The sequence below is a fragment of the Kitasatospora cathayae genome (assembly GCF_027627435.1).
GTDB classification, from domain to species: Bacteria; Actinomycetota; Actinomycetes; order Streptomycetales; family Streptomycetaceae; genus Kitasatospora; species Kitasatospora cathayae.
This window is the reverse complement of the sequence record NZ_CP115450.1, coordinates 4,113,452-4,132,597: the sequence shown is the minus strand read 5'-3', so window position 1 is coordinate 4,132,597 and position 19,146 is coordinate 4,113,452. Positions and strand designations below refer to the sequence as shown.

The following is a 19,146-nucleotide window of genomic DNA, read 5'->3' as shown; positions in this document are numbered from 1 at the left end:
GTCGACGGACGCCCACGATGCAGCCTCCCGCTGCGTCAGTTTCAAGTCCTCGGTTTCAAGTCCTCGTTTCACGCCCTCGGTTTCACGTCCTCGCCGGGAACTCCCGGTTCAGACCGCCACCCGTCGCCATCCCGACCCGTCGGCCGGCACCGGCGCGGTCGCGAAGTCGTAGCGCAGCAGCTCCGGTCCGAGCGCCAGCAGGGAGATCGAGGAGGCCCCCCAGATCCGCCCGTCGCCGAAGTCCCGGCGCTGGATCAGCGCGGCGTCCTCGTCCGGCGCCAGCCCGTCGCCGGTGACGATCGGCAGCCAGCCGCCCCAGGCCCGCTCGGTCGGCTCCCCGGCGGTGGGTTCCGGGCGGGGTGCGGCGGCGAAGCGGGCCCGGAAGTGGTCGGCGCGTGCGGCCATCAGCCCCCGGACCCGCTCGGAGGCGGTGCGGTTGGCGGCCCTCCCCTCCAGTCCGTCGTTGAGCACCACGCTGAGCCCGGTGGGCAGGTCGTGCTCGGTCAGCAGCCCGCCGCCCCAGCTGGTGACGCGGGCGCCGTCGGGGCGGACCTGGACGAGGTGGAAGGGGTCGTAGCGGTCCAGGTCGAGGTGTCCGATCCCGCCCTCGCGGACGGCGGTGAGCGGCAGTTCGCCGCGGCTGAGCCGGGTGTCGGCGGGGGCGAGCGGGCCGAAGCCGTTGAGCAGGCAGGCGGCGGTGCGCCGGGCCGGGTCGACGGCCAGCCAGGTGCCGCCGGCGGTGAGGTCCAGTCCGCCGAGCAGTCCGGGCCGCCGCGGCCAGTGGTGGTCCGGCGGCAGCCAGGCGCGCCCGAGGTACTCGTCCCGGACGGACAGCAGCAGCACCGGTACCGCCGCTTCCGGTTCGATGCTGACGAACGCCGTGCACACGGTCGGTTCTCCCTGCCGCAGTCCTGCCGAAGATCTCCGCAAGCGATCCTCGCACGCCTGTTCGTGTACCGGAAGTGGCCCAAGGAGCCGGCCGCCGAATGCACCAGGACCGCGGGCCACCGGGCTCATAGGCTGGCCACCGTGACGACGAACAGCTCCTCGAACAGCTCCCCGAACGACCCCGTGCCCGCCCCCGAGCAGCGCCTCCGGATGCCGGAACTCGCCCCCGACTTCTACCAGGCCATGATCGCCGTGGACCGGGCCTCCCGGCAGGGCGTGGACCCGGTCCTCGCCGAGCTGGTCAAGGTGCACGCCTCGATGATCAACGGCTGCGCCTTCTGCATCGACATGCACGCCACCGACGCCCGCAAGAACGGCGAGCAGGACCACCGCCTGCTCTCCCTCCCGGCCTGGCGCGAGACCCCCTGGTTCACCGCCCGCGAGCGCGCCGCCCTCGCCCTCACCGAGTCGGTCACCCTGCTGACCCAGGGCCACGTGCCGGATGCCGTCTACGACGAGGCCGCCGCCCACTTCGAGCCGGCCGAGCTGGCCCGGCTGATCGCGCTGATCGCCACCATCAACGCCTGGAACCGGATCGGCGTGTCCACCCGCATGAGCCCGGCCGCGAAGTGAGCGGGCCCGTGATGACCACCCAGCGGGAGAAGGCCCGGCTGCTCAGGGAGCTGCACCGCCCGGGCGAGCCGGTCGTGCTGGCCAACGTGTGGGACGCGGCGAGCGCCCGGCTGGTCGCCGGCGCCGGGGCGCGGGCGGTGGCGACGGCCAGCGCCGCCGTCTCCTGGTCGCTGGGCAGCCCGGACGGCGGCGGCGCCGACCGCGAGCAGGTGCTGGCCCGTACCGCCGAGGTGGTCCGCTCGGTCGAGCTGCCGGTCACCGCGGACCTGGAGAGCGGCTACGCGGACACTCCGGCCGGGGTCGGCGAGACCGTCACCGCGCTGCTCGCCACCGGCGCGGTCGGGGTGAACCTGGAGGACGCGGAGTACGCCCCGCAGGAGGCCGCCGAGCGGATCGCGGCCGCCCGGGCGGCGGCCGACGCGGCGGGCGTGCCGCTGTTCGTCAACGGCCGCACCGACGTCTTCCTGCACGGCCTGGGCGAGCCCGAGGGCCGGCTGGACGAGGCGGTCCGCCGGCTGCGGGCGTACGTCGAGGCGGGTGCGGACGGCGTGTTCGTCCCCGGCGTCGCCGATCCGGAGACCATCGCCGCCCTGGTCGCGGCCGTCCCGGCCCCGCTGAACGTGCTGGCCGCCCCCGGCTCCCCGTCGGTCGCCGAGCTGGCGAAGCTCGGCGTGGCCCGGATCAGCCTGGGCCCGGGCCTGGCCAAGGTGGCCTACGCGGCGGTCCGCCGCGCGGCCGAGGAGGTGTACGCGAGCGGCACGTACACCTCCCTGGACGGCGGGCTGACCTACCCGGAGCTCAACGGCCTCTTCACCGGCTGAGCGGAACCCGGCTGAGCGGCACCCGGCTGCGGGTCCGACTGTCGGGTACGACCGCCGGGCACGGCTGCCGGGCACGAGCGGGCGGCTGACCGGACGGGGGCGGTCAGCCGCCCGCTCGACGGCCGATCAGGGGTTGATCTGCCCGCTGAGCCCCGGGTGGGACATCTGGTTGGTGCCGATCGCCTCCACCTCGTTGGCGGTGTGGCCGACCACCGGGAGCTTGCCCGCGGTCTTCAGGGCGAGGTCGGCGGGAGAGACCTCGAGTCCGTCGGTGAGGCCGCCGGTGGCGTCCGGCGAGCTGGCGATCTGGGTGGTGGCGGAGGCCGCCGGGGCGGCGAGGGCGAGGCCCGCCATGGTGAGGGCGGCCAGGGTGGCGAGTTTCTTCATGCCCTGCCGAACGACCGGGCCGCCCTGAGGTAACCCCGTGGCTCAGACCGTCACCCGCAGGGTCCGCACGCTGTTGCTCACGAACGAGCCGATCGGCTCCGGCCGTTCGCCCTCCGCCAGGGCCAGTCCCGGGAACCGGGTGAACAGCTGCCGCAGCGCCGCTTCCGCCTCCAGCCGGGCCAGCCCCGAGCCGAGGCAGAAGTGCGGTCCGTGGCCGAGCGACAGGTGCCGGGCGGGCTGCCGGGTGAGGTCGAAGCGGTCGGCGTCCGGGTAGTGCCCGTCGTCCCGTCCGGCCGCCGCGTACGAGGCGAGCATCGCCTCGCCGCGCCGGATCACCACCTCGCCGACCGCGATGTCCTCGATCGCGTAGCGCAACGGGAACTGGCCGACCGGCGAGTCGTAGCGCAGCGTCTCCTCCACCACCGCCGACCACGGCTGCGCGCCGTCCAGCACCAGCCGCAGCTGGTCCGGGTGGGCGAGCAGGGCCCGTACCGCGTTGGTGATCAGGTTGAGCGTGGTCTGGTGCCCGGCGACCAGCATCAGCAGCAGGGTGCCGACGAGTTCGGCCTCGCTGAGTCGCTGCTGGTCGAGGCGGTGGCCGGCCTCGCGGGCGGCGATCAGGTCGGTGGTCAGGTCGTCGCCGGGCTCGGCCCGCTTGGCCGCCACCACGGAGGCCAGCAGCGCGTTGAGGTCCCGCTGGGCGGCGAGGGCCGCCTCCGGGGTGGCGGAGCTGGAGACCAGGACGTCGGACAGCGCGTGCAGCCGGTCCTGCTGCTCCTCGGCGAGGCCGAGCAGTTCGCCGATCACCTGCATCGGCAGCGGGTAGGCGAAGTGCTCGCGCAGGTCGAACGCGCCCTCCAGCTCCGCCATCCGGTCCAGCAGGGCGGCCGTCCGGGCCTCGACCGCGGGTGCCAGCGCGGCCGTCCGGCGCGGGGTGAAGGCCTGGCTGACCAGCCCGCGCAGCCGCTTGTGGTCCTCGCCGTCCGCGGTGATCATGCCGGGTACGGCGACGAAGTTGAGCAGCGGCCAGCCGTGCGGCAGCCGGCCCTCCCGGAAGGTGGTCCACAGCGCGGGGTCCTTGCCGACCCGGGGGTCGGCCAGCAGCTCCTGCAGGGCGTCGTGGTGGGTTATCGCCCAGACCACCACCCCGCCAGGGAGTTCCACCAGGACGGCCGGGCCGGCTGCCCGGAGCCGGGCGTTCTCTCCGTGCTGGTCGCGTCCGAAGGGATCGAGCCGGACGGGCTCGGGCCGGACGGGCTCGGGGCGGGATCCGCGGGCGTGGTCGACGGTGTCCATGCGGGCCTCTCGGGGGCTGGCGGGCGGGGCGGGGTGAAGGCGCTGTACAGCACCGGCAGGGCGACCAGGGCCCGCGACCAGGGGGACGGCCGCCAGGTCAACTCACCCGACGGCACGGCCAGTTGGAGGTCCGGAAGGCGGTGCATCAGGGTCTCGATCGCGGTCTCGACGATGATCCGGGCCGGGTGCTGCGCCGGGCAGACGTGCCGGCCCGCGCCCCAGGCCAGGTGGGCCCGGTTGCCGCCGAGCGAGCCCTGCGCGGCCGAGGCGGCGCCCTGGGCGGCCGGGTCGGCGTTGGCCGCGGCCAGGCCGAGCACCAGCATGTCGCCGGCGCTGATGTACTGGCCGCCGAGCACGGTGTCGGCGGTGGCCCAGCGTCCGGGGAAGTTCTGGGTCGGCGGGTCGCGCCAGAGCACCTCCTCCAGTGCGTCGGAGACGGTGAGCCGCCCGCCGGCCAGGGTGGCCCGGAAGCGCCGGTCGGTGAGCAGCAGCCGCAGGGTGTTGCCGATCCAGTTGATGCAGGTCTCGTTGCCCGCGATCATCAGCACCACCAGGTGGTGCGCCGCCTCCTCGTCGGTCAGCGCGGCCTGGTGGGCGAGCAGCCAGGAGGTGAGGTCGGCGCTGGGGGCGGTCCGGCGGTGCCGGACCAGTTCGGCCAGGGTCGCCTGGAACTCCCCGGCGGCGCGCACCGATTCGGGCCCGCTGTCGACGAAGTGGCTGATCAGCTCGATCATTCGCGGCCCGCTGCCGGTGGGCAGGCCGACCAGTTGGGTGGAGACCAGCAGCGGCAGCGCGCGGGCGTACTGGCCGATCAGGTCGGCGGTGCCGTCCGGGCCCCAGCTGTCGATCAGTCCGTTGGCGGCGGCCTCGGTGGTCCCGCGCAGCTGCCGGTGGTCGATCTGGGCCAGGGTGTCCGAGACGGCGGCGCGCAGCCGCTGGTGCTCGGCGCCGTCCAGGTTGAGCAGGGTGGGCCGCCAGGCGGTCATCGGCTGCAGCCGCGAGTCGGGGGCCAGCCGGCCCTCGGCGGGGACCCGCCAGTGCCGGGAGTCCTTGGAGAACAGCGCCTCGTTGCGGGTGAGTTCGAGCAGTTCGCCGTAGCCGAGGACCAGCCAGGCCTCCACCCCGGGCTCCAGCTCGACCGGCGCGACCGGTCCGTAGCGCTCGCGCAGTCGGGCGTACAGGCCGTGCGGGTCGTCGGCGACGGCCTGCCCGTACAGCGGGGTCAGCGGGACGCCGGTGGGCAGCCCTCCGCCGAACCCGGCGCCGTGCGCTGCTTCGTGCGCCGTTCCGTGCGCTGTTCCGTGCGCGACCGGGCAGTCGGACGCCCGTGGGGGCTCGGGTGCGGTCACCGCTGCAGCTCCAGGAGCGAGCTGCGGTGCAGGTGGTCGACGAAGTCGATCAGCAGGTCGTAGGACTGCCGCCGGTCCCGGGCGTCGCAGTAGAGGATCGGCACCTCCGGCAGCAGGTCCAGCGCCGAGCGGAGTTCCTCCTCCGGGTAACTCGGCGAGTCCGGGAAGGTGTTGACCGCCACCGCGAAGGGGATGCGCTGCTCCTCCAGCCGGCCGAGCACGTCGAAGCTCTCGTCCGGCCGGCGCAGGTCGACCATCGCGATGGCGCCGAGCGCGCCGCGCGACAGGTCGTCCCACAGGGGCCAGAAGCGCTGCTGCCCGGGCGTGCCGAACAGGTACAGCGCGAGCCGGGAGTTGAGCGTGATCCGGCCGAAGTCCAGCGCGACCGTGGTGGTGGTCTTGTCGCCGCGCCCGGTGAGGTCGTCCACGCCGCTGCTGGCGGCGGTCATGGTCTCCTCGGTGCGCAGCGGGGTGATCTCGCTGAGCGAGCCGACCAGGGTGGTCTTGCCGACCCCGAACGGGCCGGTGACCAGGATCTTCACCGCGCCCTGCACCGAGGAGGGCAGGTACTGCGGCCCGGCCGGCAGGTCGGCGGGGGCTTCAGCGGAGTTGGCGGAGGCCAACGAGCACCTCTTCCAGGAGGGTTGTGGGCAGGCGTTCGGCCTGCGGGACGGGCGGGAGCACCTGCACGGCGCCGAGGTCCCAGAGGTCGCCGACCAGCACCTTGACGACGCCGAGCGGCAGCCCCAGGTGGGCCGCCACCTCGGCGACGGACAGCAGGCTGTGGCAGAGCCCGAGGATGCGCCGGTGCTCCCGGTTGAGCAGGACGTGCTCGGGCAGCGCCGGGGGCTCGGATAACGCGCTGACCAGGCTCTCGATGGCCAGGTCGGGGCGGGTGGGGCGGCTGCGGCCGCCGGTGATGACGTAGGGCCGGACCGGCCCGTTCACCGCTGGCCCCCCGCCGCGTGGTCGACGCGCGGCGGGCTGGTGAGGTGGGTGCCGATCCGCTCGACCAGGACCTGCATCTGGTACGCGACCAGGCCCGCGTCCACCGCCTCGCTGGTCACCACGGCCAGGTGGGCGCCGGCCCCGGCGGCGACGATGAACAGGTAGCCGCCGCCGTACTCGATGATGATCTGGCGGGTGGAGCTGCCCGGGCCGCCGAAGCCGGCCGCGACGCCGCGGGCCAGCGACTGCAGTCCGGAGCAGGCGGCGGCGAGCCGTTCGGCGTCCTCCCGGGGGATGTCGGCGCTGCGGCCGATCTCCAGGCCGTCGTTGGAGACGACGACGGCGTGCTGGACCTGGGGGACGGCGATGATGTCGGCGAGCAGCCAGCCGAGGTCGGGCGTGGTGGTCATGGAACTCTCCGGAGCGCTGGGGAAGTCGGGGGAAGCGGGGGGAAGTCGGGGACGTCGGGGGAAGCGGGGCGGTAACGGTCAGTGCGGGCCCGGCGGTTGGCCCTGGGCGCGGGCGGCCGAGCGGCCGTTGGCGGTGCCGGCCTGGAACATCGCCATGAACGCCTGCGCGTCCCGGGCGGAGCGGTACGGGGGTTCGGGCGGCGGGGGAGCCGCGTGCTGGGGGCCTTTGGCGCGGTCGCGCCGGTGGCTCCGGCGGGGCAGCGGCGGCGGGGTGCCGCCGGTCGCGGGGGGCGGGCCGGTGGGCGTGCCGGTGGGCGGGGGCTCCACCAGCGGATGACCGGCGCCGGGATGACCGGCGACGGGGTGGGCGGAGCCGGCGGTCGGCCGCGGGTCGGGGTCGAACACCCGCTCCGGGTCGAACGGCCGGTCGTTCCCGCCGAGTCCGAGCCCGTGCCCGAGCCCGGCGCCGGGGCCGACGCCGAGTCCGGGGACGGTCGGCGGCAGCGGCTCGGTGAGCAGGGCGTTCGGCAGCAGCACGACGACGCGCACGCCGCCGTACGGCGAGGGCGCCGAGCTGAGGGTGACCCGGAAGCCGTAACTCTCGGCGAGCCGGCCGACCGCGGCCAGCCCCAACTGGGGCACCTCGCCCAGCCGGGAGACCTCCAGGCTGCTGCCCCCGGCGAGCGCGGCGGCGGCCTTGGCCACGGCCTGCTCCGGCATGCCGACGCCACCGTCGTCGATCTCGATGACGGCGCCGTTGTGCACCGGCATCAGGGTGACGAACACCTGGGTGCTGGGCGGGGAGTAGCGGGTGGCGTTGTCCAGCAGCTCGGCGACGGCGTGGATCAGGGCCTCGGCGGCGGCGCCGACCACCGCGGTCTCGATCCGGCTGCGGACGACCACCCGCTGGAACGGCAGGATGCGCGACTGGGCGCCGCGCACCACGTCCTCCAGCGAGACCGGCTCCGGCCAGTGCCGTCCGGCCCGGGCGCCGCACAGCACGGCCAGGGTCTGGGCCAGCCGGGCCTGTTGGGCGGCGGCGTGGTCGGCCTTGAGCAGGCCCTCCAGCAGCGCCGGGTCGTCGTGGGTGCGCTCCATCTCGTCGAGCAGGGCCTGCTGGTCGTGGGCCATGACGAGGATCCGGCGGGCCACGCTGAGGAAGGCCCGCTGGGTGGAGGCGGTGAGCTCCTGCTCCTGCTGGACGGCGGCCAGGTCGGCGCCCCGGCGGGAGAGTTCGGCGGCCAGCTGCTCCTGGAGCCGGGCGAGTTCGCCCTCCAACGCGTCGGCCCGGCCGCGCTGGGTGACGGACACGGCGCGGTACCGGGCGGCGGCCACGAGGGCGAGGACGGCGAGCACGCCGGTAGCCGTTGCGTACCACTGAGTCATCGTCACGCGGCGAATTCTAGGGCGATGATCCTACGAAGGTGTGAACGGATCTCGCCATGTGACCGGATCTCGTCAATATCGAGTCAATACGCCCTCATCCAGGTGCCGTTCGGACGCGATCCCGCTGCTCCGACGAGCCCTCCGATCGTTCGTCCAGGGCATTCCGGCCCCTCCGGCGGGACGGGTGACGGACGGTGCGGGTCCCGGATGTGTGGGGCTGGTGTGGACCATGTTGTTGAACGGACGACATTCGGTGCAGCCGAACCAGTGCGCCGGCCGTCACGGAACGGGCGGCAGCTCCAGCTCGACGGCCGTGACGTCGGCGGCGATCCGCACCGGCGCCGGGTGCCCGGCCCGGGCCGCGGTCAGGCCGCCGTCGGCCGGGTCCAGGGTCAGGTACAGGCGGGTCGCGAACGGCTCGGTGTCCAGCTCGGCCGGCAGCCGGCTGGTCCGGGTCAGCGTGGCGGCCGGGTCGTGACCGTCCGTCGCGTACGCCCGCAGACCGCTGCGCAGCTCGCACATCACCGCGGTCGCCTCGGCGTTGTGGCCCTGCACGTCGCCGATCACCAGCCCGATCCGGCCGTCCGGGAGCTTCAGCAGGTCGTACCGGTCGCCGCCGATCCGCATGCCCTCCGTGCTCGGCAGGTAGCGGGCGGCGCAGGCGATCCCGGGCAGCCGGGGCGGGGTGCGCGGCAGCATCGCGCGCTGCAGCTCGCCGGCCCGGTGGTGATGGGTGTCGTACAGCCGGGCCCGCTCCAGGGACTGCGCGAGGAGGTCGGCGAAGGCCGAGTAGAGGGTGCGGTCCTCGCGGCTGAAGGCGTGCTCGGCGGCGAAGGTGATCAGGCAGGAGCCGACCTGCCGGCCGGAGGCGACCAGGGGCAGCACCGCCCAGGACGGCCGGGGCGTCCGTACTCCTCCGTTTCCCGTCCGGCTCGCTGAACAGCGGGGCAGGGCGGGCCGGCGAGTGCCGCATCACCCCGTCGGACAGGCCCGCCGGCCGGTTCAGCTCGGCGCGGCGCGAACCGCCGTACCCGGTGTGCGAGACCGGCAGCAGCCGGCCCTCGTCCACCAGGTCCAGCACGGTGCTCGCGGCGCCGAAGGCCGGGCGGGTGCGACATCGGTGACGGCGGCGGTGACGTCCCGTACGGTCACCGCGCGGGACGGCACCCGGGTCGGCGACAGCAATCGTCCGCCGCGGCGTCAGCCGGCGGGTTCGCCGCCCAGACGGCGGCGCCTGCGCCTACCTCCCATGTCGTCCGCCGGCCGGCTCTCCGTCCATGCGGCTCGACGGTGGTCGGTTCCGCTCATGTCTTGTGCGCGTTCGCCGGGGGCGGCCCGGTGTGCGCGAGAAGTCGGCGGGTCCGACTTCTCGCGCGCGCCGCTGGTGGACGTCGGCCGCGTGGGAGGTCGATTCTGCTGGCCTCTGGGGCCGGCTGCCTACTCCGCGTTGGGCCACGTCCGGAGGCCCGTGGTGAGGGTGGTGATGAGGCGGGCGTGGGTGGTGGCGAGGTCTTCGGAGAGTTGGAAGGCCCCGGCGATGGTGAGGGCGGCGAAGCCGTGGGCGAGGGAGCGGACGGTGCGGGCGGCGTGGATCACCTCGGGGCCGTCGAGGCCGTACCCGCGGAGGACGGCGACGATGACGCCGACGAGGCGGGTGGCCGCGCGGGTGAGGTCGTCGTCGGGTTGGGGGGCCTGGGGGAGGGCGGTGTAGCGGTGTGGGTGTTCGGTGGCGTAGGCCTGGTAGGCGCACAGGACGGCGGTGATCGCGTCGTCCCCGCTGCGGCCGACCGCGGCCTCCGCGAGCCGGTCGGCGAGCTCCTCGGTGACCCGGACGGCGATGAGCCTGCGCAGTTCGGCGAGGCCGCCGCTGACGTGCTTGTACAGCGAGGGGGCGGCGACTCCCGCGCGGGCGGCGACGGAGGCGAGGGCGAGGGCGTCGGCGCCCTGGTCGTCGATGAGGGCGAGGGCGTGGTCGACGACCTGGTCGGGGGTCAGTCCTACGCGTGGCATGGCGTCCGGTTCTCCGTGAAGCGTGAAGCGTGAAGCGTGCGGGCGGGTTCAGGCGGGTTCAGGCGGGTTCAGGTGAGTTCGGCGAGGAAGGGCAGCAGGGCATCGGCGACGGCCTGCGGGTTGTCGGCCATCGGGTAGTGCCCGGACCCCTCGATCATCACCTTCCGTGCGCCGAGCTTCTCGGCCTGGAGGTCGGCGACGGCCTCCGGCTCGGGGAAGTCGGGGTCCTTGCTGCCCATCAGCACGAGGGCGGGGCAGCGGACGGCCGCGCTCCAGCCGATCGGTGCGGAGTCGCCGGTGACCTGGCCGCGGGTGGCGGACTTGCGGCCGGGGGTGCGCAGGGCTGCGACCAGCCCGTCCACGTAGCCGTCGAGGTCGGCGGGCCGGGGGCCGGGGAAGGCCATCTTGCGCAGGTAGTAGCCCCAGACGCCCGGCCACTGGACCATCGCGGCACCCATGACGACCATGACGCCCTTCATGAGGACGTTCGCCCGGTGCTCGACGAAGGCGTCGATGAGCGCGATCCCGGCGACCCGCCGGGGTGCGTCGCCGGCGAGCTTGACGACCGTCGCCCCGGTGTAGGACTGCCCGACCAGGACCGCCCGCTCGATGCCGAGGTGGTCGAGCAGGGCGAGGACGTCGATGGCGACGGCGGACGGGCTGTAGTCGTCCCAGGCGATCGAGGACTCGCCGAAGCCACGCGGGTCCATGGTGATGACCCGGCGTCCGGTCGCGGTGAGCAGCGGGTGCAGGTGCCGGTAGGCGCGGCGGGAGTCGAGCATCCCGGGGAGCAGGACGACGGGGAGGCCGTCGCCCTGCCGGGTGTCGTCGTACGCGAGCCGGCCGCCGGGGACGTCGAGGTACTGGGTGCGCGGGGTGATGGTGCCGTTCATGGTGGGCCTCCACGGGCTCGCTCGCTCCTGCCAATAGCCATAAAGCTACGGCTAATAGCCTTAGCCGTCAAGGGCTCGCCCGGGCCGCCGAAGCCCCCCGTTCAGACCCCGTCGACCTTGAACGGGTCGTGCTCGCTGAGCAGCTTCTCCAGTCGGGCCTGGTCGACCCGGGCGACGGTGTCCGACGACTCCTGCCGGTCCCGGACCACCTTGGCCAGCGTGAACGAGGAGGTGACGGTGTAGAGGAGGCCGATCCCGAGGAAGGCCCGGGTCCATCCCCCGACCGGCAGGTAGGCGATCCCGGCGGCGAGGGCCGTGGCGGAGAGGGTGAAGGAGAGGACGGCCTGGACGTAGTACGCGGCCGTGGTCCGTGACTGCATCGGTGCGCTCATGGCGCCAGGATGCGGCGGGCCGGCCGGGTCGCACATGAGTAGGAGTACTCAGATGAACCAGGCGGCTGAGCGGTCGTTCGTTGACGTCCGATCACCTGCTCCCCCGCCGTCGCGGATGGATGGCTTGGAATCAGGGCCTCCTAGGATTAACGTTTGATAACGCAGCGCGGTCGTCAACGCCGTACCCAGACGGCACCGTGCGCCGTCGCCTAATCCCGCCGGCCGGCCTCCGGGCAGGTCAGGGAGCCGGGGAACCACGTTCCTTGGGGTGAATCGGCGGGGCTCCGGCCCGGCCGTAGGAGACCTTCCTGCTCCGAACCCGTCAGCTAACCCGGTAGGCGCGAGGGAAGGAAAGGAGCGCGCCTCCGTGGCGTCGACGCACACCCCGGCACACCCGGCCGGCCCCGCAGCCGGTACCCAGCTCCTCGACCACCCCGGCCCGAACGGCTCCGAGCCCCGCGACGCCGGGCCCGCCGACCCGTTCGTCCCGGAGACCGAGGCCAACCGCCACCGGATGCCGCGTCAGGCCCGTGGGGCCTCCCCGCTGCTCGGCGTCACCGCCGTCGCCGCCACCCTGGGCGCCACCGGCTTCGCCTCCGCGACCCCGGCCGCCGCACCCGCCGTCGAGGCTCCGGACGAGACCCCGGTCGCCCTGGCCGCCGACCCCGGCCTCGCGCTCGCCGCCCGCATCCAGCAGCAGGCCGACAGCCAGCGCACCGCCGCCGAGGAGAGCGCCCGGGTGCAGGCCGCCCAGGAGGCGGCGGCCAAGGCCGCCGCCAAGGAGGCCGAGGCCAAGCACGCCGCCGAGGAGGCCGAGCGGGCCAAGGCCGCCGCCCTCACCCTGCCGGTGAAGGACTACAGCCTCTCCGCCCACTACGGCCAGAGCGCCCGCTACTGGGCCCATCTGCACACCGGCCTGGACTTCGCCGCCGACACCGGCACCCCGGTCCACGCGGTCGGCCAGGGCACCATCACCTCGGCCGGCTGGTCCGGCGCGTACGGCTACCGGATCGTCGAGACCCTGCCCGACGGCACCGAGATCTGGTACTGCCACCTGTCCTCGATCATCCAGGGCTCCGGCCAGGTCACCTCCGGCCAGCAGATCGGCAAGGTCGGCGCGACCGGCAACGTCACCGGCCCGCACCTGCACCTGGAGGTCCGCCCCGGCGGCGGCGCCCCGGTCGACCCGGAGACCTGGCTCCAGCAGCACGGCCTCAACCCGTAACGGCCCCGAGAACCCGTACAACGGCCCCGAAAACCCGTAACGGGAAAGCCCCGGGCACCGCCCGGGGCTTCTCCACGTCTCACACCGGCATGTCTCACTCCGGCACGTCTCACTCCGCCGGCAGCTGCGCCAGGTACGCGTCGATCTCCTCCGCCCCCGGCTCCGGCGCGAGCTCCGGGAACTCCTCCACCAGCAGCCGCGGCAGCCCGGCCACCGTCCACTCGCCGAGCAGGTCGAGCGCCACCTCGGCGGCCGCCGCCTCGAACTCCTCGAAACCCCCGGCGAGTTCGTCCGGCATCGGCCGCCCCAGCGCGGTCAGCTCGGCCAGGTTGCGGTAGCTGCGCCGCATCAGGCCCTGTTCCAGCAGTCGCCGCGCGCCGTCGGTGGCCATGCCGACCGACAGCACCCGGCCCGGCCCCCAGCCCTGCTCGTCCGGCTCGTCCAGCCAGCCGGTCGGCACCAGCGCCTCGTACCCGGCCAGCCGCTCCTCCTCGCCGAGACCGGCGAAGCCGGTCAGCCAGTCCCGGACGGCGGCGAGGTCCGTCACGTCCACGTCGTGCGCGTGCAGCAGCACCGCGTACAGCCGGGGCCAGGTCACCAGGTCGGCGCGGCGCAGCAGCCCCGCCGCGACCTCGCCCTGCCACTCGGCCTCGGCGTGCAGCCGCTCCTGGCGCTTGGCGTTGAGCCGCTTCGCCGCCCGCTGGTGGTCGACCAGCAGCCGTACGGCGTCGCCGTACGCGAGCGGGTCCTCCTCCGGCGCGGGTTGGACGTAGAGGTGGAGCCGTTCGTACAGCAGGTGTTCCACCGCGTTGGAGGTCAGTTCGGGCCAGCCGTCGTGCATCCTGCCCTCGCCCAGCTCCAGCAGCGCCAGCACCGTGCGCAGCGGCCGCTCGGCCACCGGCGCGCGGTCCTGCCCGGCCGCCCAGGCGAGCAGCTCGGCGGCCCTGGTGCGCGGGGCGAGTCGCAGGTCTTGGTCGTTCATGTTCCGAACGGTAGCCGCCGGACGGGGGGTAGGGTCGGCAGCCATGGTCCCCGTACGCCTCACCGGCCCCAGGCTCGCCATCCGCGAGTACCACCACACCCCGGAGGAGCTGGACGCGCTGCACGCGCTGTACGGCGATCCGGAGGTGACCCGCTACCTCCCCTTCGAACCGCGCGACCGCGAGACCTGCGCCGACCAGATCGAGCTCTACCTGGAGGAGGCGATGGCCGAGGAGCGGGACACCTACCGGCTCGCCGTCGTCCGCCGCGAGGACGCCGAGGACCCGGAGGACGCGCTGCCGATCGCGCACGCCAGCCTCACCCTCGGCAAGTACCGTTCCGCGTACCTCGGTTACGTGCTGAGCCGCCCGGTGTGGGGCCGCGGCTACGCGGGCGAGATCGCCGGACTGCTCTGCGAGCTCTCCTTCGACCGGCTCGGCCTGCACCGGCTGGTCGCCCGGGTCGACGTGGACAACACCGCCTCGGCCAAGGTGCTCACCAAGCTCGGCTTCCAGCTGGAGGGGCGGGCCCGGCACGACCTGTACAAGGGCGGCGTCTGGTCCGACTCGTACCAGTACTCGCTGCTCGCCGACGAGTGGACCGGGCCGATCGCCGCACCCCAGGGGGGTTAACCCCACCCCGGATCCGCCGGGTCCCAGGATGTCTCGCACGCCGCCGCCCGGCCAGACTGGAACCGTCAACGAGTACGGAAGACCGCGACGACGAGGGGCCGGGGGCCGGGAGATGAGCAACAGCACGCTGGGGCAGGAGTGGGACGCCCCGGACGGTTACGGCGCCGGCGGCACGCGCCCGGCCCGGGCCCGCCGCACCGAGCAGCCGCCGGGCTTCTGGCGGGCGCCGTTCTCCGGGCACTACTACCGCGAGGTCGGCTACGCGCTCACCGGCCTGCCGGCGGCGATCGTCGGGTTCACCGTCGCGATCACCCTGCTCTGCCTCGGCCTCGGCACCTTCGCCACCGTCCTCGGCCTGCCGGTGCTGGCCGGACTGACCACCGCCGCCCGCAGTCTGGGCCGGGCGGAGCGGGCCCGGGTGCGCGAGATGCTCGCCCTGGACGTGCCCGGCCCGGCGCCGGTGCGCCAGGTGCGCCCTGGCAACTGGGGCGCGATCACCGCGCGGCTGGCCGACACGGCGGGCTGGAAGGCCGCGCTGTACCAGGTGGTGATGTTCCCCTGGGCGGTGTTCAGCTTCTGCCTGACCCTGACGTTCCTGCTGCTCGGCTGGGCGATGGCGCTCTACCCGCTCTACCACTGGGTCTTCCCGCGCTACACCCCCTGGCGCGGCTACCAGCTGTTCGACTTCACCGACAGCCACCACGTCCGGCACGCCTACTACGTCGAGGGCACCTGGCAGATCGCCGCGTTCTCGGTGGCCGGGGTGCTGCTGATCTTCCTCACCGCGCGGCTGGTCCGCGGCCTGACCGACGTCAACCGGGCCGCCGCCCAGCGGCTGCTCGGCGGCTGAGCCCGGCCCGGGCCCACCCGCGCCCCCTCGCTCCACCCCGCCCCGCCCCGCCCGCGCTCCGGGTGCGGGCGGGGCGGTCCCGTGTTCGGATGGCCGGGTGATCACCGCCCCGGCCCCGGACCGCGCCCAGGACGCCGCCCCGGACCGCGCCGCTGATCCCGCCCCCGAGCCGGACGTCCTGGTCACCTCCCGTCCGTTGGACGAGTACTGCGCCCTGTTCGGCCTCACCCGCGCCCGGCTGGCCGCCCTGCCCGGCCCGCTGCTGGACTGCCCCGGCGGCGCCGCGGGCCTGGCCGCCGAGGCGCGCGAGCTGGGCTGCCGGGTGATCGCCGCCGACCCGGCGTACGCGCTGCCGCCGCCCGCCCCGAGCTGTACCCGGCGCCGCGTCCGTGCCGCGCGAACCGTCCGGAGCGCTACCTGCGCAGCTGGGACCGCGCCCGCCGGCTGTTCGCCGAGGACTCGCTCGCCCACCCGCAGCGCTACGTGGCCGCCGCGCTGCCCCGGCTCCCGTTCGCGGACGGCGCCTTCGCCCTCACCCTGAGCGGATACCTCCTCTTCGCCTATCCCGAACTGTTCGGCCCGGAGCACCAGTTGGCCGCCCTGGCCGAGCTGGTCCGGGTGACGGCCGCGGACGGGGAGGTGCGGGTCCAGCCGCTGCACGACGGCCGAGGCCGTCGCTGCGGCCACCTCGACCGGCTGCGGCACGCGCTGGGCGAGCGCCGGATAGCCAGCGAGGTGCGCCGGGTGCCGCGTGGGGACGGCCGCACCCGGCGGGTCCTGGTGCTGCGGTCCGCCGAGCGCCGCCCGCGCCGCCCGCTGCCGCCGAGTGCGATGTAATGGTCACTAGGCAGGTGTGGTCCTATACTCATTCCCATGAGCGAGACCACGATCCGGCCCGCCCATGCGGCCGACGCCGACCGGCTCACCGCACTGATCCAGGCCTCCAGCGCCTACCGCGGCGCCTACTTCGCGATGATCGACGGCTACGTCGTGGAGCCCGACTACCTCCGACGCCACGAGGTCCGGATGGCCGTGGACCGCGCCGACGACCGGCTGCTCGGCTTCTACGCGCTGATCCACGAACCGGCCGAACTGGACCTGATGTTCGTCGCCGACGAAGCCCAAGGACTGGGCATCGGGCGGGCGTTGATCACGGACATGCTCGACCGCGCCCGGACGGCCGGGATCGCGACCGTCAAGGTCGTCTCGCACCCGCCCGCCGAGGGCTTCTACCTGCAGGTCGGCGCCGAGCGCACCGGCACCCGTCCGCCACAGCCCAAGACCCCCTGGGAGCAGCCCGAACTGCGCTTCACCGTCTAGGGTCCCGGCGGCTGCTGGGGGTCCGACTGCGGGGAGCCGGCCGGCGCGGAGTTCGCCGGCTCGGCGGCGGTCGGCTGCGCCGGGACGAAGGCCGTCGGTTGCAGCCGGGACAGGATCTTCTCCGCCAGCCAGCTGCGGTCCGACCCGTACGGAATGCCCTGCGGGTCGACCAGCTGCGCCGCCACCGCGTCCCGCAGCCGTTGCGCCTCGGTGCCGGCCAGCCGGGAGAGCAGGCCCCGGGCGGCCAGCAGCGCGTGGTACTGCTCGAAGCCGGAGCGCGGGTGCTCGATCGCGTCCAGCACGCTCGGCAGGTCCGCCAGCGACGGGTCGCCCTGCATCAGTGCGAGGGCCTGGATCCGGCGGCCCTCCGAGCCGTCCGCGAAGAGGTCCCGGACCTGGTCGGCGGTCAGCGCCGAGCGCTTCGCGGTCGAGCGGACCTCCGCGACCACGCCCTCCGGCCCGGCCGGGGAGCCCGCGGCGGGCGGCAACTGCGCGGCCAGCGCGGCGGGTTGCCCGGCACTGCCGCCGAGCAGCCCGAGCTGCTGCATCGCGCGCACCCGCAGGTCGTCGGCGCCCACCTTGTCGCCGTGTCGGTCGCGGTCCTGCCCGGCCAGGAAGAGGTCCAGCGCCTCGTCCGTCTCGGTCAGCACCCGCGGCAGCGCCAGCCTGGTGACCAGCCAGCCGGCCAGGAAGCCGAGGACCAGGAAGTACAGCACCAGCGCGGCCCCGAACGGCACCGCGGAGTCGTCCCCGCCGAGCGCGGGCGCCAGCGCCGTACCGAGCTGGTGCAGCCGCTCGCCGAGCGAGCCGAGCTGGGTCAGCCCGACGCCCAGCAGCACCTTGGTCAGCCAGTCGGAGACCTGCTCCAGGTTGGTGTTCGGCGCGTACGAGCCCTGCGGCTCGCCGGCGCCGCTCCGCACCCGGGGCACCCCGAACAGGAAGCCCAGCGCGCCGCCGAGCACCGTCGAGGCCCCGGCCACCACCAGTCCGCCGCCGAGCGCCTGCCAGGCGTGCGCCCGGCCGAGCGCGAACAGCAGCAGCCCGAGCAGGCCGGTACCGCCCAGCACTCCGGCCGCCGTCCACTGCGCCCTCCGCAGCGCCGACGTGCCGACCCGTCGTCGTGCCCTCGTCATCGCCCACCCCCTGTGCCCGCGGCCGCTCCGCCCCATCGTCCCTGTGGTGGGGCCGCGGCGACTCTAGCGCCGCGGCCCCACCACGGGAACGCACCGGGGGCTCCGCCGCTACGACGCGGTCGGCGGCCGGTCTCGACTCCGGAAACGCAGACGGCCCGCAGGCTGCTCCTCGGCGCCGGCCCGTGCACTGGCCTGGCGCCCGAGGCACCGGGGATGTACCGGTGAGCCTGCGGGCCGGGTGACTGCTGTGGATTTCGCCTGCCGGAGGCCTGGGGCCTCACCCTGCGCAGGCAGGGGCGGCTCTAGCGAGCAGCCACCTCACGCATCCTGATGGTACTCAATTCAGGATCACCTCCTTTCAGTGTGCAGCCACTGTAGGCAGGCTCCTGGCGGGAGGGCAACGGATTATTCGCGGGCTCCGCTCAGGCGCCCTTCACCTGGGCCTTGAACTTGGAGAAGTCGATCACGTTGTCGGCCGGCGGGGCCTGGACGGTGAGCGGCTTGTCGAAGTCGGAGAAGTTGATCGTGGTGTTGCCGTCCTTGGCCGAGACCGTCTCGACCTGCACCAGGTAGGGCTTGCCCTCGGTGGCGATCTGGAGGGTCGACTGCTCGCCCGAGCTGTCGGTGACCTTGAGGCTGAAGGTCTTCACGCCGTTGACGTTGCCCGCGACGCCCTTCTCCGCCTTGTCGGTCTTGCCGTCGACGATCTGCTTGCTGAAGTCGCTGAGGCTGCAGAAGCTGGTCATCATCTTCATCTGCGGGTCGCTGTCGAACCCGGTCAGGTAGCGCCCCTTGAGGAGCTCGGCGACCTGGGCGCCGTTCTTGTCCCCGGTCTGGCCCGCCATGGCGGCCAAGAAGGTGGGGTCCCCCTTCAGGTAGGAGGCCTTGCCGTCTCCGATGATGTCGATCTTGCCCATGCCCGGCAGGGTCACGGTGCCCAGGCACTGGCCCTTCTTGTCCATGGACAGGTCCATCTCCATCTTGCCGTCCGCGTCGGCCATGGTCCCGGAGATCCTGAGGGCGGTGGCGCCGGCCAGGGCGTCCTTGGCCTTCTGCTCGAGCTCCTGGGCGCTCAGCTTGTCGGTGTCGAGCTTCGCCACGGTCGGGGTCGGCGTGGCGGTCGGAGTCGCGGCAGCGGCGGCGGTGGTCGCGGGCGCGGCGGCCTTGTCCGAGTCCTTGTTGTCACCGCAGGCGGCCGTGCCGGCCCCCAGGAGGAGGCAGATCGCGGCAGTGCTCACCAGGCGCTTCGACAGCATCGAGGTCGTTCCTTATCCAGGGCACGGCCCCCCGCCGTCCCCCACTTGGCTGAAATTTTCCTCAGTATGGGGGAGCCCTACGACAGGAGATCTTGGATTCCGCCCCCGTTACCGCTTCGTGGCGGGACCGTGCTCTGCCCGTACCCGGAAACGCGAAAGGGCCCGGAGGAAGAATCCTCCGGGCCCTTCGGCTACTGAGTAGCGGGGACAGGATTTGAACCTGCGACCTCTGGGTTATGAGCCCAGCGAGCTACCGAGCTGCTCCACCCCGCGTCGGTGAACACAACAATACGTGGAAGTCGCCGAGATGGGAAATCGGTTCTTCGAGCCGGCCCC

Annotated in this window: 23 protein-coding genes, 1 tRNA gene and 1 riboswitch; of the genes, 8 read left to right on the top strand and 16 right to left on the bottom strand. The window is 74.0% G+C overall.

Features of this window, described 5'->3' with window-relative positions:
• Positions 1-108 precede the first annotated feature (108 nt).
• Positions 109-888: an NRDE family protein gene (locus O1G21_RS18260; protein ID WP_270145163.1), complete on the bottom strand. Its 780-nt coding sequence runs from the start codon at positions 886-888 to the stop codon at positions 109-111.
• A gap of 141 nt (positions 889-1,029) precedes the next feature.
• Here O1G21_RS18260 and O1G21_RS18255 point away from each other — a divergent pair, with 141 nt between their 5' ends.
• A complete protein-coding gene (locus O1G21_RS18255; protein WP_405000666.1) occupies positions 1,030-1,521 on the top strand; it encodes a carboxymuconolactone decarboxylase family protein in 492 nt (163 codons plus the stop codon).
• A gap of 11 nt (positions 1,522-1,532) precedes the next feature.
• Positions 1,533-2,342: an isocitrate lyase/PEP mutase family protein gene (locus O1G21_RS18250; RefSeq protein WP_270145161.1), complete on the top strand. Its 810-nt coding sequence runs from the start codon at positions 1,533-1,535 to the stop codon at positions 2,340-2,342.
• Positions 2,343-2,468: 126 nt separating this feature from the next.
• Here the strand turns inward: O1G21_RS18250 and O1G21_RS18245 are convergent, their stop codons facing one another.
• The 11 genes from O1G21_RS18245 to O1G21_RS18195 all read right to left on the bottom strand — a co-directional run bounded on the left by O1G21_RS18245 (position 2,469) and on the right by O1G21_RS18195 (position 11,413).
• Positions 2,469-2,729 (bottom strand): hypothetical protein, encoded by a 261-nt coding sequence (locus tag O1G21_RS18245; protein WP_270145159.1) that lies wholly within the window; start codon positions 2,727-2,729, stop codon positions 2,469-2,471.
• 42 nt (positions 2,730-2,771) lie between these two features.
• Positions 2,772-3,893, bottom strand: a complete 1,122-nt coding sequence (locus O1G21_RS18240) for a cytochrome P450 family protein (protein WP_270145157.1) — start codon at positions 3,891-3,893, stop codon at positions 2,772-2,774.
• The gene (locus O1G21_RS18235) at positions 3,857-5,374 is read right to left on the bottom strand and encodes a cytochrome P450 (protein ID WP_270145156.1); all 1,518 of its coding nucleotides are present in this window, start codon (positions 5,372-5,374) and stop codon (positions 3,857-3,859) included. Before O1G21_RS18235 ends, O1G21_RS18240 begins: the two co-directional genes overlap by 37 nt.
• Complete coding sequence (locus tag O1G21_RS18230; protein WP_270145154.1) at positions 5,371-5,997, bottom strand: GTP-binding protein; 627 nt, start codon at positions 5,995-5,997, stop codon at positions 5,371-5,373. The genes O1G21_RS18235 and O1G21_RS18230 overlap by 4 nt, the downstream gene beginning before the upstream one ends.
• On the bottom strand, positions 5,975-6,322 hold the full coding sequence (locus O1G21_RS18225) for a DUF742 domain-containing protein (RefSeq protein ID WP_270145152.1): 348 nt from the start codon (positions 6,320-6,322) through the stop codon (positions 5,975-5,977). The genes O1G21_RS18230 and O1G21_RS18225 overlap by 23 nt, the downstream gene beginning before the upstream one ends.
• Positions 6,319-6,732, bottom strand: coding sequence for a roadblock/LC7 domain-containing protein (locus O1G21_RS18220; protein ID WP_270145150.1), 414 nt, complete (start codon positions 6,730-6,732; stop codon positions 6,319-6,321). Before O1G21_RS18220 ends, O1G21_RS18225 begins: the two co-directional genes overlap by 4 nt.
• 78 nt (positions 6,733-6,810) lie before the next feature.
• Positions 6,811-8,118: a sensor histidine kinase gene (locus tag O1G21_RS18215; protein ID WP_270151091.1), complete on the bottom strand. Its 1,308-nt coding sequence runs from the start codon at positions 8,116-8,118 to the stop codon at positions 6,811-6,813.
• A 279-nt stretch (positions 8,119-8,397) separates the two neighbouring features.
• Entirely contained in the window at positions 8,398-9,003 is a 606-nt protein-coding gene (locus O1G21_RS18210; protein WP_270145149.1) for a PP2C family protein-serine/threonine phosphatase, read from the bottom strand.
• Between the two features lie 552 nt (positions 9,004-9,555).
• Complete coding sequence (locus tag O1G21_RS18205) at positions 9,556-10,128, bottom strand: TetR/AcrR family transcriptional regulator (protein WP_270145147.1); 573 nt, start codon at positions 10,126-10,128, stop codon at positions 9,556-9,558.
• A gap of 68 nt (positions 10,129-10,196) precedes the next feature.
• Positions 10,197-11,021 carry an alpha/beta fold hydrolase gene (locus tag O1G21_RS18200; protein WP_270145146.1) on the bottom strand — a complete coding sequence of 275 codons (825 nt, stop codon included), beginning with the start codon at positions 11,019-11,021 and terminating at the stop codon, positions 10,197-10,199.
• 101 nt (positions 11,022-11,122) lie between these two features.
• Complete coding sequence (locus O1G21_RS18195) at positions 11,123-11,413, bottom strand: YiaA/YiaB family inner membrane protein (protein WP_270145144.1); 291 nt, start codon at positions 11,411-11,413, stop codon at positions 11,123-11,125.
• A gap of 196 nt (positions 11,414-11,609) precedes the next feature.
• Positions 11,610-11,768, top strand: a riboswitch (cyclic di-AMP (ydaO/yuaA leader).
• Positions 11,769-11,780: 12 nt separating this feature from the next.
• Here O1G21_RS18195 and O1G21_RS18190 point away from each other — a divergent pair.
• A complete protein-coding gene (locus O1G21_RS18190) occupies positions 11,781-12,638 on the top strand; it encodes a M23 family metallopeptidase (RefSeq protein ID WP_270145142.1) in 858 nt (285 codons plus the stop codon).
• A gap of 109 nt (positions 12,639-12,747) precedes the next feature.
• Here the strand turns inward: O1G21_RS18190 and O1G21_RS18185 are convergent, their stop codons facing one another.
• A complete protein-coding gene (locus tag O1G21_RS18185) occupies positions 12,748-13,620 on the bottom strand; it encodes a hypothetical protein (protein WP_270145141.1) in 873 nt (290 codons plus the stop codon).
• Between the two features lie 43 nt (positions 13,621-13,663).
• Between O1G21_RS18185 and O1G21_RS18180 the strand changes: the two genes are divergently transcribed.
• The 5 genes from O1G21_RS18180 to O1G21_RS18160 all read left to right on the top strand — a co-directional run bounded on the left by O1G21_RS18180 (position 13,664) and on the right by O1G21_RS18160 (position 16,421).
• The gene (locus O1G21_RS18180; protein WP_270145140.1) at positions 13,664-14,251 is read left to right on the top strand and encodes a GNAT family N-acetyltransferase; all 588 of its coding nucleotides are present in this window, start codon (positions 13,664-13,666) and stop codon (positions 14,249-14,251) included.
• Positions 14,252-14,363: 112 nt separating this feature from the next.
• A complete protein-coding gene (locus O1G21_RS18175) occupies positions 14,364-15,101 on the top strand; it encodes a sensor domain-containing protein (protein WP_270145138.1) in 738 nt (245 codons plus the stop codon).
• 97 nt (positions 15,102-15,198) lie between these two features.
• Positions 15,199-15,642: a hypothetical protein gene (locus O1G21_RS18170; protein ID WP_270145136.1), complete on the top strand. Its 444-nt coding sequence runs from the start codon at positions 15,199-15,201 to the stop codon at positions 15,640-15,642.
• Entirely contained in the window at positions 15,585-15,938 is a 354-nt protein-coding gene (locus O1G21_RS18165) for a hypothetical protein (RefSeq protein WP_270145134.1), read from the top strand. The genes O1G21_RS18170 and O1G21_RS18165 overlap by 58 nt, the downstream gene beginning before the upstream one ends.
• Positions 15,939-15,974: 36 nt before the next feature.
• Positions 15,975-16,421 (top strand): GNAT family N-acetyltransferase, encoded by a 447-nt coding sequence (locus O1G21_RS18160; protein ID WP_270145132.1) that lies wholly within the window; start codon positions 15,975-15,977, stop codon positions 16,419-16,421.
• Here the strand turns inward: O1G21_RS18160 and O1G21_RS18155 are convergent.
• The 3 genes from O1G21_RS18155 to O1G21_RS18145 all read right to left on the bottom strand — a co-directional run bounded on the left by O1G21_RS18155 (position 16,418) and on the right by O1G21_RS18145 (position 19,083).
• Positions 16,418-17,554, bottom strand: coding sequence for a hypothetical protein (locus O1G21_RS18155; protein ID WP_270145130.1), 1,137 nt, complete (start codon positions 17,552-17,554; stop codon positions 16,418-16,420). The two genes, O1G21_RS18160 and O1G21_RS18155, sit on opposite strands and share 4 nt — an antisense overlap.
• A 422-nt stretch (positions 17,555-17,976) precedes the next feature.
• Complete coding sequence (locus tag O1G21_RS18150) at positions 17,977-18,810, bottom strand: hypothetical protein (protein ID WP_270145128.1); 834 nt, start codon at positions 18,808-18,810, stop codon at positions 17,977-17,979.
• Between the two features lie 199 nt (positions 18,811-19,009).
• A tRNA-Met gene (locus O1G21_RS18145) sits at positions 19,010-19,083 on the bottom strand.
• Positions 19,084-19,146 lie beyond the last annotated feature (63 nt).

Bases quoted from the DNA above. Each gene is read 5' to 3' on its own strand.
- O1G21_RS18200 (WP_270145146.1), bottom strand. From the start codon at position 11,021: ATGAACGGCACCATCACCCCGCGCACCCAGTACCTCGACGTCCCCGGC.
- O1G21_RS18220 (WP_270145150.1), bottom strand. From the start codon at position 6,732: ATGACCACCACGCCCGACCTCGGCTGGCTGCTCGCCGACATCATCGCC.
- O1G21_RS18150 (WP_270145128.1), bottom strand. From the start codon at position 18,810: ATGCTGTCGAAGCGCCTGGTGAGCACTGCCGCGATCTGCCTCCTCCTG.
- O1G21_RS18250 (WP_270145161.1), top strand. From the start codon at position 1,533: ATGACCACCCAGCGGGAGAAGGCCCGGCTGCTCAGGGAGCTGCACCGC.
- O1G21_RS18175 (WP_270145138.1), top strand. From the start codon at position 14,364: ATGAGCAACAGCACGCTGGGGCAGGAGTGGGACGCCCCGGACGGTTAC.
- O1G21_RS18245 (WP_270145159.1), bottom strand. From the start codon at position 2,729: ATGAAGAAACTCGCCACCCTGGCCGCCCTCACCATGGCGGGCCTCGCC.
- O1G21_RS18215 (WP_270151091.1), bottom strand. From the start codon at position 8,118: ATGACTCAGTGGTACGCAACGGCTACCGGCGTGCTCGCCGTCCTCGCC.
- O1G21_RS18155 (WP_270145130.1), bottom strand. From the start codon at position 17,554: ATGACGAGGGCACGACGACGGGTCGGCACGTCGGCGCTGCGGAGGGCG.
- O1G21_RS18205 (WP_270145147.1), bottom strand. From the start codon at position 10,128: ATGCCACGCGTAGGACTGACCCCCGACCAGGTCGTCGACCACGCCCTC.
- O1G21_RS18185 (WP_270145141.1), bottom strand. From the start codon at position 13,620: ATGAACGACCAAGACCTGCGACTCGCCCCGCGCACCAGGGCCGCCGAG.
- O1G21_RS18160 (WP_270145132.1), top strand. From the start codon at position 15,975: ATGAGCGAGACCACGATCCGGCCCGCCCATGCGGCCGACGCCGACCGG.
- O1G21_RS18180 (WP_270145140.1), top strand. From the start codon at position 13,664: ATGGTCCCCGTACGCCTCACCGGCCCCAGGCTCGCCATCCGCGAGTAC.
- O1G21_RS18195 (WP_270145144.1), bottom strand. From the start codon at position 11,413: ATGAGCGCACCGATGCAGTCACGGACCACGGCCGCGTACTACGTCCAG.